This window comes from 'Cynodon dactylon' phytoplasma (genome assembly GCF_009268075.1).
Taxonomy (GTDB): Bacteria; Bacillota_I; Bacilli_A; order Acholeplasmatales; family Acholeplasmataceae; genus Phytoplasma; species Phytoplasma cynodontis.
Map to the genome: position 1 here is coordinate 36,673 of NZ_VWOH01000003.1, position 12,616 is coordinate 49,288.

The following is a 12,616-nucleotide window of genomic DNA, read 5'->3' on the forward strand; positions in this document are numbered from 1 at the left end:
TAATCATTTATAAGTTATTTGTTTTTCAGAATCAAGAAAGGATTAAAGATAAATGGATAATATTCTTGAAAAATATTTTTTAGCTAAAAAATATAATATATTTTTTTACGCTTTGGGTGGTATAGGCGAAATAGGAAAAAATATGTATGTTTTTGAAATTGATCAGCAAATTTTTATAGTTGATTCAGGCATTTCTTTTTCTAGTGATTCTTTTTTGGGTATTAATTATGTTATTCCGAATTATGATTATTTAATAAAAAACGAAAATAGAATTGTAGGTATTTTTATTACTCATGGTCATGAAGACCATATAGGCGGAATTCCTTTTATGATCAAAAGAATAAATATTCCTAAAATTTTTGTAACTGGTATTGCTTATGATTTAATTGAATTAAAATTAATAGAACATAAATTAAATAAATATATTAATATAATGACTAGATATTCTAAAGATTCTAAATTAAATTTTGGTAATACAGAAATATCCTTTATAAGAATGAATCATTCTATCCCTGATTCTTATGGTATTGTTTTTAAAAATAAATTCCAAGAAAAGACTAATATTCTTTTTTATACAGGTGATTTCAAAATTGATCAAACACCAGCCGGTCCTTTAGCTGAGTATGATAAAATTTCAGATTTGTCCAAAGAAGGTGTTTTATGTTTATTATCTGATTCTACTAATGCTCAACATAAAGGTATGATTCAATCTGAAAATACAGTTGGTAATACTATTAATCAGCTTTTTTATAAAATTAAAGGAAGAATTATTATTGTAACTTTTGCTTCTAATTTTTACAGAATTAAGCAAATTATTGAAGCTAGCATTTTAACAAAAAGAAAAGTAACCGTTTTCGGAAGAAGTATGGAAAAAGCAATTGAAATAGGAATTAAAAATGGTTATTTAAAAATTCCTAGAGGAGTTATTGTAAGCGGGAACAATATTGAGAAATATACTAATATTACTTTACTTTGTACAGGTTCTCAAGGTGAACCTTTAGCTGCATTAAGTAGAATGGCTAATGGAATTCATAGGCAAATAAAATTAAATCAAAAAGATACAGTTATTTTTTCTTCTTCTCCTATACCTGGAAATCAGGATAGTGTTAATAAAATTTTGGATTTGTTATTTAAAATGAATATAAATGTTATTATTAATGGTTTTCTTGTTGAAACTCATACTTCTGGACATGCTAGTCAGAGTGATTTAAAGTTAATATTAAACTTAATTAAACCAAAATTTTTTATTCCGGTTCATGGAGAACATATTATGTTAAGAGCTCACAAACAATTAGCTGTTGAATGTGGTGTAGATCCTAAAAATATTTTTATTTTAGATAATGGAGACATAGTAGGTATTAACCAAAATAATGCTGAAATTGTATGTAAAAGATCTAATTCTAATATTTATATTGATGATTCTGGTGTGGAAGATTTGAGTAATTTAGTATTAAAAGAAAGGAGAATTTTAAGCGAAGAAGGTTTGTTATCTGTTATTATTTCTGTTGATTTTAAAAGAAAAAAAATATTAAATTTCCCTATGATTGTATCTAGAGGTTTTATTTATATGAAAACAAATAAAAAGTTAATTAAAGATTTATCTTTAGAAATTAAACAAAAAGTACAAAATTATTTATTAACAAATGAAAAATTAAATAAAAGTTGTTTAAAAAAATATTTGATAGATTTTGTTAGTTCTAAAATTTATGATTTGACAATAAGAAAACCTATAATTATTCCTATTATTTTGTCTATTTAGTAAAATTTTAATTTTAAATTATTATTTAAAATGATTTTTTTTATCATTTTGAATATAATAATTAATGTAATGATATTCTAAATAAAGTAATTTTGAATTTTTTATTAAATGCAAATACTATATAAATAAAAAAAATATTTATTTATATTTTTAAACAAATTTATTTTATTTATACTCATAAATGATAAATAAAAATAAATACAATTTAATTACATAAATTTATTATAAATATAGTTAAAATAGAAAGAGGATTATAACAATCATTTATGTATTACGATCAAAATTGTTTAAACAATTTAAAAAATGATGATCTTATTAATTTAAGTAATTTAAAAGTTAAAGTTTATGCTAGATATTTTAAAATAAAAAAAAATGAGATTAAAAAAGAATGGTTTTTAAAAAATTTATTTTTTTTACATAATAACAAAAAATACAATTTATCTGAAGTTATAGTATTTTTTAATCATATAGATGAAGATAATCCAGAATTTTTTTTACAACCCGAACAAATTATTAATATAATTAAAAGTAAGCTACTAATACAAACAAAAAAAAATATTTTATTTGTTGATAAATTTAAACATTTGAATGAAGAAGAGAGATCTAAAGAAATAAACTCTTCTTAATTTTTTTGTTTATATTTCTTTACAAAAAAAAATAAGAATAAATAAGAGGAAAATATAAGTGCCAGAATTGCCAGAAGTGGAAATAACAGTCAGAAATCTTAGAGAATACTTGGTTAATAAAAAAATAATAAAAGTTAGTATATTTTCAGAATCGATTGTTAAAAATATTGATCAGTTTAATGAAATTTGTTATAAAATTTTTTTAGATATCCAAAGAAAAGGAAAATTTTTATTATTTTTTTTAAGTAATGATCTTGTTTTATTAGGGCATTTAAGAATGGAAGGAAAATTTAATATTACTAGTACTGAAAAAACTAATGATATTGCTGATAAACATGAACATTTTAGAATATTTTTAGAATCAAATTTAGTTTTAAGATATTATGATTTTCGTAGATTTGGTAGATTTATTCTTTATAAAAAAGAAGATTATTTAACAAAAAGCCCACTTAAAGATATAGCTTTAGATCCTTTCGAGATTGATATTCAAAGTTTTTTTAATATTTTAAAAAAAAGTAATGTCGCTATTAAGAAAAATTTATTAAATCAAAAAATTATTTCAGGAATTGGTAATATTTATGCTAGTGAAATACTTTTTTTATCTAAAATTAATCCTGAAATTAAATCTTCTTTACTTAATTTTCAACAAGTTTCTTTAATAATAAAAGAATCTAAACGTGTTTTATCAGATGCTATTTTATTAGGCGGATCATCTATTAGTACTTTTTCAGTTTTAGGAAAAAAAGGTTTTTTTCAAAAAAAACTTTTAGTATATAAAAAAGATAAAACAAAATGTGCTTTTTGTGATAATATTATTCAAAAAAAAAAGATAGGCGGCCGAAGTTCTTATTTTTGCTTTCAATGTCAAAAGCTATAAAATCATAAGAAGGTGTTTTTTTATGTATTTGCCAGAAAAAATAATAATTAAAAATAAAAAAAAATTAAATTTAGAAGATTATAAAGTTTTATCCTTATTATATTTTCCTATAGTAGGTCATTTTGCTTTTAATATTTTTCAAATTTTTTATTGGTTAAGCCAAAATAATAATAATAATTCAGTGTATGATTTAAATTTTTTGTTAGAATTTTTAAATATGGATATTGATTCTTTTCACAAAAATAAGGATAAATTAGAAGCTATTGGTTTATTAGAAACTTTTCAAGATAAAAATCATTTTCAAAAAAAAATTTATATTATTAATCCTCCTATAAATGGTTATGATTTTTTTAAAGATCCGGTTTTAAGTCAATTTTTATTAAGTATTGTTGGAGAAAATATTTATTTTACTTTGGAAAAAGTAATGTTTGTTGAAAATGATTTAGATTTAACAGAATATCAAAATATTAGTAAAAAATTTCAAGATATTTTTTGTTTTAAAAAAATTAATTTACAAGAAGGAATATTTAATTATAGAAATTATCAAAATCAAAATAATAATTTAGAAAATAATTTTTATAATAATTTTGATTTTGATTTTTTCATAAAAATATTACCAGAACGTTTTCAAAAACCTTTTTTATTTGAATATCGTAATATAAATTATCTTATGAAATTAAGTTTTGTTTATGGTTTATCTCCGGAAGAAATGTCTTTGATTTATCAAAAAATATTTCGTCAAAATTCTGAACAAGAACCTGATTTGAATAAATTAAGAATTTTTTTAAAAAGAAGGTGTCTTGAAACAAACTCTAAAATAAAACTAATAGATAGTAGAAATCATAAAAATGAAACAGACGAAATGATTGTTTATTTAAAAAAAGCAGATCCTTATAAGATTATTTGTAATTTTGTTAAAGATAATAATGCTTCTATTAACTTACAAAATATTATTTTTAAATTAGTCGAACAAAATAGCGATATAGAAAAAGGTTTATTTAATGCTTTGATTATGTATATTTGCAAAATTAAAGAACATGAAGATTTTGCTTTTCTTTCTTATAATTATTTTCAAACTGTTTTAGATTCTTGGTTAGATCAAGGTATTGTTACTACTGATTTAGCTTATAATTTCTTAATCGAAAGAAATAACAAAAAAATTAAAAAAAGCCAAAGAAATTATAAAATCAGACCTAAATGGTTAGAAGATATTAAAAAAAAAGATTTATCATTAAATAATGAAGAATAAAGAGGTCATAAAATGTTTTCTAATAAAAAATATTTAGAAAAAATAAGATCTTTTATATTAAAACATAACGAAACTAAGGATTTGAAAATAGAAGATAAAGATCTTCTAATTGTTTATAATTATTTAGAAAACAAAAATCAATCAATTAATTCAGGATATCGTATGGTTTTAAAATTTAAACCTTATATACATGTAGTTTTTCAAGAAACAAGTAAAGTTAAAAAAATTCACTTTGAAAACGATTTACAAAAAAATAGTATTTTATTTAATCAAAATATAAAATTTAATGATATTAATTTAAATAAAATAGAAATAAGAAGTAATTATCAAAAACAAATTATTGATAAAATTAAATCTTATGCTAATAATTTTAATAAAGTTCAAAAAGGATTTTATTTACATGGACCTTTTAATATAGGTAAAACTTTTTTACTTAAGATTTTAGCTAAAAATTTGATTAAAAAAAAAATTTCTTTTTTATTTCTTTTTATGCCGGATTTAGTAAGACAATTTAAAACTTGGTATAATGAATCCGTGGAAAATAAATTAAATTATTTGAAAACAGTTTCTTTTTTAATTTTAGATGATTTAGGAACTGAGAATATGAATGATTTTTTTAGAGATGATATTTTTTTATCTCTTTTATACTATCGTTATGAAAATAAATTACCTATTTTTTTTAGTAGTAATTTAGACTTATTCCAGTTAGAACAATATTTTTCTTCTCAAAAGGATTGTAATAGTGAAATAAAAGCAAATAAAATTATTAATTTGATTAAATCATTATCTTATATTTATCCTTTTGAACAAAATTAATTTTTTAAACAAATTTTTATTATCTTTTTTTTATATTCAATGATATTTATTTTAAAAAAATTTGTTTATTTTTTATATTAATTATAATTTTATATAGAATGTTGTATAAGAATAAAATGATTATTAAGAAAGATAAAAAATATTTTTTTTCAATTCAATATATTTTGTTTAAATATATTTGGTTGTGGTTTATGTCTATATTGACTATCTTTATATTATATATTCTTTTATTATCTTTTTTTTCTTCAGATAATCAAAAAATTGTTTCTAATGAAAAATATATTATAACTACTACTACTATGTTAAACGATTTAGTTCTTCATTTAATCGGAGATGTTGATTTAATAGAAAATAAGTATCAAAAAATTGAAAATGTTAAAAGTTTTTCATTAATGGGATATGGAATAGATCCTCATAATTATAAAACTAAACTTTCTGATCGTAAAAAAATAAAAAAAGCTGATTTAGTTATCGTTAATGGTTTACATTTAGAATCAAAAATGATTGATTCTTTAAAAATATTATCTGAAGAAGATAATAGTGAAAAATTTATTTCAGCTTCTTCTGAAATAAATAAAAAAGATATTAGAATAGATGAAGAAACATTACAAGAAGATCCGCATATTTGGTTTAGTATTGATTTGTGGCAACAAGTTTTAAAAAAAATAAAAAAAAGTATAGATAATATTTTAGAAGAAAAAGATAAAATCAAATTAGAATCAAATTTTCAACTATACAATAATGATTTAGAAGAATTAAAGACATATTTTCAAAAAAAAATTAGTGAACTAAACAAAAAATGTAATACTTTAATGTTAGTAACTGCTCATGATGCTTTTAGTTATTTGGCTTATAAAAATAATGTACAATTTGAGTTAAGATCTATACAAGGTATTTCTACACAAACAGAAACTAGTATTTCAGATATTAATAATTTAGCTAATGAATTAGCTCAAAAAAAAGTAAAAGCTATTTTTACTGAATCTTCTATATCGCATAAATCTTTAGATAGTTTAAGAGAAGCAGTTTTAAATAAAGGTCACAATATTAAAATAAGTGAAAAAGAATTATTTTCTGATTCTTTAGGTTTAGATGATAATTCTTTCGAACACTTTTATTATAATCCTAATAAAAGATATAAACTCTCTAGTTATATTGGTACTTTTTTACATAACATACATATTATAGAAAAAGAATTATCATAATATTATTTAATTTAAAATAAGGAAAAAAAATGAATAATAATAAAATAGCTATTAAAATAAGAGATTTAACAGTGGCTTATAATATAAAACCAGTTTTATGGGATATTGATATTGATTTTGTCCAAAGTTCTTTAACAGCTGTTATTGGACCTAATGGTGCTGGAAAATCCACTTTAATAAAAACTATGATAGAATTAATTCCTAAAATTTCTGGTAATATTTTATTTAATGATCAAAAATATACAAAAATTAGAAAAAAAATATCTTATGTTCCACAAAGAAATTCAGTAGATTGGGATTTTCCTATTACAGTTTTTGATGTTGTTCTAATGGGTAGATATGGTCATTTAGGTTGGTTTAAAAGACCCACACAAGAAGATAAAAATATTGCTTTACAGGCCTTAAGAGAAGTAGATATGATTCCTTTTTTAAATAGACAAATATCGGAACTTTCTGGAGGTCAACAACAAAGAATTTTTTTAGCTAGGTCTTTAGCACAACAAGGCGAAATTTATTTAATGGATGAACCTTTCCAAGGAGTAGATATTCAAACAGAAAGAAAAATTATTTCTGTTCTTAAGAATTTACAAAAAAAAAATAAAACTATTATTGTAGTTCATCATGATTTAACCACTATAAAAAAGTATTTTGATTATGTTGTTTTTTTAAATATACAAAAAATAGCTAGCGGACCTATTAGTTATGTTTTTAATAATAAAAATATTCAAAAAACCTATTCTAATCAGTTGATAATAAAATAAAAAAATTAGAAAGAAAAAAATTGAGAGTATGAATTTATTTAACTATACTTTTTTGAAAGTATTATTAGGTATTTATTTTTTAGGTTGTGGTGCTAGTCTTTTAGGTATTTTTATTATTTTAAAGAAACAATCTTTAGTTGGGGATGCTGTTTCTCATACTGTTTTACCAGGAATAGCTTTAATTTATATTTGGGTCAAAGATACAAATGAGTTTGTTTTATGGATTGGTTCTATTTTAGGAGCTTTTGTTTCTTTGTTTATTATGGAAATTATTAAAAAATATTCTAAAATAAAAATAGATACTATTTTATCTTTGGTTCTTTCTTCTTTTTTTGGGTTAGGAAATGTTTTAATTTGTTTTATTCAAAATAGAATGCCAGATAATAAAATTGCTGTTTTAGAAAAATTTATTTTAGGTCAGTCAGCTTTAATTTCTTTTAAAAGTGTTGTTTATACAGGGATTATAACTATAATAATTTTGATTTCAGTTTTGCTTTTATGGAAAGAATTTAAAATTTTTATTTTTGATGAATTGTTTGCTAAAAGTATAGGATTTCGAACTAATATTATTAGTTTTATTCTTAATATTTTGTTAATTTCTATTGTAGTTAGCAGTTTAAAATTAATCGGTATTATTTTAACAAGTGCTTTTTTAATTATTCCTGGTATTATTGCTAGACAATTTAGTGATCATTTAAATGTTAATATTTATATTTCTATCTTTATAACTCTTTTAACAAGTTTTATAGGGGCTATTATAAGTAATGAAATTAAACATATGCCTACTGGACCTATTATTATTGTTATTATGTTTTTATTTTTTTTATTTTCTATCATATTAGCTCCTAAATATGGTATTTTAAAAAATTATTTAATAAAAAGAAAATATCAAAAAGAAATTATCAAGTTTAAAAGATTAATTTATTTTTATCATAAAAATCAAAATTTTAATATTCAGAAAAAAGATTTATTTTTATTCGAACAAAAATATCTTATTTTTTCCAAAAATAAAATTTTAATCACTAAGAAAGGTTTGAAAATTATAGAAAAACTGATTAATGGTGATGTGTAATGATGAAAATAACAGGCATAATAGAAAAAATTATTACTAATTTTGAATTTGATGTTTTTTTTGTTTTAATTTTAACTTCTTTATCTTTATCTAGTTTAGGTATTTTTTTAATTTTAAAAAAAATAACTATGATTGTGGATGCTATGAGTCATAGTATTCTTTTAGGTATTGTTTTATCTTTTCTTATTGTTAAAAATCTTGATTCTCCTATATTGATTTTAGGAGCGACTTTAATAGGTATTTTTACTTTTTATTTTATTAATTTATTGAGCAAAAATAAAAAAATACCTGAAGATGCTTCTATTGGTATTGTTTTTACTTTTTTCTTTTCTTTAGCTATAATCATTATAAGTATATTAATTAGAGATATACATATTGATTCAGACGCTGTTTTTCTAGGAAATATAGAATTAACACATAAAAAACAAATTTTGAAAATAATTCCTATTCTTTTTCTAAATTTATTTTTTGTTTGTCTTTTTTATAAAGAATTAAAGTTTTTTATTTTTGATCCTTCTTTATTTTTAATTTTAGGTTTTTCTAGTAAAATAATTAATTATTTATTAATATTTTTAGTTTCTTTAACGGTAGTTGTTTCTTTTGATATTGTCGGTTCTGTTATGGTTATTTCTAGTTTTATTGGCCCTTCGGCTGCTGCTTTTTTGATAAGTACAAATTTGTTTAAGTGCTTTGTTTTATCTTTATGGATTTCTTTTATCAACTCTAGTATTGGCTATTTTTTAGGAATTTTATTTGATTTACCAGTAGCTAGTTTAATTTCTTTTATTCATTTAATTAATTTTTTTATCGTTCTTATTTTAGAACCCAAAAAAGGTTTTATAATAAAAATAGTAAAAAATTATAAACAAAGAAAAAATTTTATATTAATTACCTTATTAATTCATTTATCTAATCATGAAAAAAAAATCATTATTAAAGAATTGAACAAAAATTTAAAATGGTCTTCATTAATTTTAAAAAAATATTTAAATAAAGCTTTTAAAGAAGGTTATATTAAATTCGAAAAAGAATACATTATTTTAACAAAAAAAGGAAAATTCTTTTTAAAAGAAATAGAAAAAAAATTTTGTTTAAAAATTAATATATAATTCACTAATTAATTAACTTATTAATTTTAATTTTTGAGCAAATATTATATTTATTTAATTTTATTGATTTCAATATTTTAAAACTATATCAATTAATAAAATAGCAATAATAAAAGTTATAAAAGAAAAAATATATTTTAAAAATATATTTTTTCTTTTATCTATTTTTCTTTTTAAATCTACAAAAAAAGAAAAAATAATCATTAATCCATCAGTCATAAAAAAAATTAATTTTAAATTTTTTAATTTAAAAATTTTTCTAATAAAAGCAAAAATAACGTCTGTTCCTCCAGTAGAACCATTATTTAAAAAAATGCAACCACAACTTAATCCTACACTAATTCCGATTATGATGGATAGAAACAACATTTTCAAAAATAAATTATTTTTTAAAACATAAGGCATTTTATCTATAAAAAAAGTTCTTTCTATTTTATAGTATTCAAATATTTTAATTACAAAAGCAAAGAATAAATTTGTCATTATTGTAGTAATAAAAAAATATTTTATATCTCTCATGAGATATCCAAAGATAGAAATAATAAGAATACGTATTATTATAATATGATTGTTTTTACTAAAAAAATAATTTTGTTTTTTTTTATGATAAAAAAAAATTTTATCTAAAAAAATGAGATTACTTTCTAAGCCGCCAATGATAAAATTTTCAGGCAAAATAAAAAAATAAACATTAAATATCAATAAACAAATACTTAAAAGAATTTGAATAAATTTATTAAAAAAAATTTTTTTTATTATTAAATTATTACTGAAAATTAAAAAAAATAAAATTAAAAAAAATAAAACAGTTAATGTTCTTAAAAATTTTTTTTTATTATCCATATATTATCATCTTTTCTATATTTTTTTATTTTTGTTTTTTTATTCATTTATAAAAAAATTATAAAAAATAAAATTTATACGAATTAATATCTTATTATAAATGAATAAAGATATTTTATTTTAAAACATCGTTTTTTTAAAAATTAAAAAATTTAAAAATAATAAAAGTAAAAAGTAAATAAAAGTAAACTTTTTGTTATTCTTAGTGTTTAATAATTTCTTTATTTTAATCTTTTTTTATACTACATATACTATAAAAAAAAGAATTAAAGATTAAAATTGAATGTTTTATCTTATACTTGTTTATAATTTTTTTCTATATTCTAATTATTAGTATATTTTTAAATATATATTTTTTATAAAAATACTTTATCGTTTTATTTGGTTTTTAATTTATTTTATTTTAAAAACTATTGTAACAACATCAATCTTCCTGATTGATTATATCATCTTTTTTATTATTTTTCAAATAAAAAAATAAAATATATTTTATAATATTAGTATAAATTTATATTATTAAAGTATAAATTTGAATTTTTTAAAAAATAAATTTTGTATAGAAGGATGGAATAATTTTCAAAATGTCATTTTCTTCGTTTTCAATTTTTTTTCAAAGATATTTTTCAAAAATTTATATTGTAACAATATCATTTTTATTATCTATTGGAGGTATATTAATATATTTATTATTAATTCCAAAAGATACTATAATTAAAAAACCTTTATCACAAACTTTTATTGAAAAATTATCTGACGGAACTATTAAAGAATACGATTCTAAAAGTAAGAAATTAATAAAAATATCGCAAAAAGATTTGATTCAAGAATTTCAAAATGGAAAAATAATAAGAGAAACAAAAATTTATAGTCCGTTTAGAAAAGAAGTTAGTGAATTTTATTTTCCAAATGGAAAACTAAAAACCAAAGGATATTTAAATAATAATTTTTATACTTTAGAAAATTTTGATGAAAACGAAAAAATAATTAAAAAAACAGTAATGAAACAAAAAGACGGTAAAGAAATAATTATAGAAAAAATATTATTTGATGAAAATCAAAGAAAACAAAGTCAAGAATTTTTTGATGAAGAAGAAGGTTATTTAAAAAGTAAATGTTATTATGATGGTTTTAATAAAGAAATATGTACCAAAGAAATTTCTTATTCAAAAGATGGAAAAATTAAATATATAAAAAATATGGATGAAAAGAATGGAAATATTATAAAACATAGTATATTTAATCTGGACGATCAAAAAATAGAAACAGAAAGAGAATATTACAGAACAGAAAATTCTAAAGATAAACTATTAATAAAACAAGAAAAAAATTTTGAAAAAGATGGAAAGACTATCAAAAATATTTGGATGTTTGATAAAGATGGATCAATCATTAAAAATATATAAACGGATCAGTCATTAATAATATAGAAAAAAATATTAAAATTGTTAAAATAAGTTAAAATTATGAAAATGAATTTTCTTTCTAAAGAATATTTATTTTATTTTTAAAAAGATATTTATTTTTTAATTTTTTTTAGTTAAAATATTTTGTGGGGATGTTATTAGGTTTTGCCAGGGTTAAAAAGTTTTATTAAGCATATCTTGGTTATGCAAGTAAAAACATATTATGAGGTTTAATAAAAGGCAACGAAAATAAAAAAACGGATTCATCTATAAAAGAATTAGATGATAAAAACTTAAGAGGTTTGTCATTTAGTTCTTTAGGAAGTGGTATGTCATCAATGATGACTGCTTCAGCTTTTTAAATTTTATATTTAAAAAAATAGATATAGAATTATAAAAATATTTTTGAAATTAATTTTAAATTTTCCATAGATTTTATAAATTTTTATAAGACTTTTACTTAATTTAAAGAATATATTTTAAATACTTTTGTTTGTTTTTATAAAATAAAACAAAATAAATATGTAGAAAAATAAAATTTTTTAATGTTGCACAGGGGTTCGAATCCCCTCATCTCCACCATTTTTATTATATTGTATATTCGAACATTATTCGAACATAATAGATTAGAAATGTTTTTTTAAATTAATTTTAAAGTAAAAAAAAAGAATTTTGAAATTTTTATTGTATTATTATAATATGCTGATGTGGCGAAATTTGGTAGACGCATTTGAGGACGAAAAGCAGCCTAGATATTTAGTAACCTTACCAGTTATACACGTTGTGATAATATGTGGCAATAGATAATCGGTTATTTTAACGAAAGAAGAAATAATTATAGTAGATTATAAAAGTGGAAAAGAAGTTTCTGCAAATTGAAATGATTTATGGATAAC

Annotated in this window: 11 protein-coding genes; 10 read left to right on the forward strand and 1 reads right to left on the reverse strand. The window is 19.5% G+C overall.

The genetic code is table 11. From position 1 onward, the window contains the following. Positions 1–52 precede the first annotated feature (52 nt). The 9 genes from F1741_RS01650 to F1741_RS01690 all read left to right on the forward strand — a co-directional run bounded on the left by F1741_RS01650 (position 53) and on the right by F1741_RS01690 (position 9,474). Positions 53–1,759: a ribonuclease J gene (locus F1741_RS01650; RefSeq protein ID WP_152309874.1), complete on the forward strand. Its 1,707-nt coding sequence runs from the start codon at positions 53–55 to the stop codon at positions 1,757–1,759. Between the two features lie 266 nt (positions 1,760–2,025). Further along, positions 2,026–2,385, forward strand: coding sequence for a hypothetical protein (locus F1741_RS01655; protein WP_152309875.1), 360 nt, complete (start codon positions 2,026–2,028; stop codon positions 2,383–2,385). Between the two features lie 58 nt (positions 2,386–2,443). Continuing rightward, positions 2,444–3,262: a DNA-formamidopyrimidine glycosylase gene (gene mutM / locus F1741_RS01660; RefSeq protein ID WP_152309876.1), complete on the forward strand. Its 819-nt coding sequence runs from the start codon at positions 2,444–2,446 to the stop codon at positions 3,260–3,262. A 22-nt stretch (positions 3,263–3,284) separates the two neighbouring features. Further along, on the forward strand, positions 3,285–4,511 hold the full coding sequence (locus F1741_RS01665; protein ID WP_152309877.1) for a hypothetical protein: 1,227 nt from the start codon (positions 3,285–3,287) through the stop codon (positions 4,509–4,511). A gap of 12 nt (positions 4,512–4,523) precedes the next feature. Then, positions 4,524–5,327, forward strand: a complete 804-nt coding sequence (locus tag F1741_RS01670) for an ATP-binding protein (protein WP_152309878.1) — start codon at positions 4,524–4,526, stop codon at positions 5,325–5,327. Positions 5,328–5,443: 116 nt separating this feature from the next. Continuing rightward, the gene (locus tag F1741_RS01675) at positions 5,444–6,532 is read left to right on the forward strand and encodes a metal ABC transporter solute-binding protein, Zn/Mn family (RefSeq protein ID WP_152309879.1); all 1,089 of its coding nucleotides are present in this window, start codon (positions 5,444–5,446) and stop codon (positions 6,530–6,532) included. Positions 6,533–6,561: 29 nt separating this feature from the next. Continuing rightward, positions 6,562–7,293, forward strand: coding sequence for a metal ABC transporter ATP-binding protein (locus F1741_RS01680; RefSeq protein WP_152309880.1), 732 nt, complete (start codon positions 6,562–6,564; stop codon positions 7,291–7,293). Positions 7,294–7,321: 28 nt separating this feature from the next. Beyond that, on the forward strand, positions 7,322–8,365 hold the full coding sequence (locus tag F1741_RS01685) for a metal ABC transporter permease (RefSeq protein WP_152309881.1): 1,044 nt from the start codon (positions 7,322–7,324) through the stop codon (positions 8,363–8,365). Between the two features lie 2 nt (positions 8,366–8,367). Further along, a complete protein-coding gene (locus tag F1741_RS01690) occupies positions 8,368–9,474 on the forward strand; it encodes a metal ABC transporter permease (RefSeq protein WP_152309882.1) in 1,107 nt (368 codons plus the stop codon). A 69-nt stretch (positions 9,475–9,543) separates the two neighbouring features. On the opposite strand, the gene F1741_RS01695 is transcribed toward F1741_RS01690, so the two are convergent. Continuing rightward, positions 9,544–10,317, reverse strand: a complete 774-nt coding sequence (locus F1741_RS01695) for a YitT family protein (protein WP_152309883.1) — start codon at positions 10,315–10,317, stop codon at positions 9,544–9,546. 581 nt (positions 10,318–10,898) lie between these two features. Here F1741_RS01695 and F1741_RS01700 point away from each other — a divergent pair. Further along, entirely contained in the window at positions 10,899–11,720 is an 822-nt protein-coding gene (locus F1741_RS01700) for a DUF2963 domain-containing protein (protein ID WP_152309884.1), read from the forward strand. Positions 11,721–12,616 lie beyond the last annotated feature (896 nt).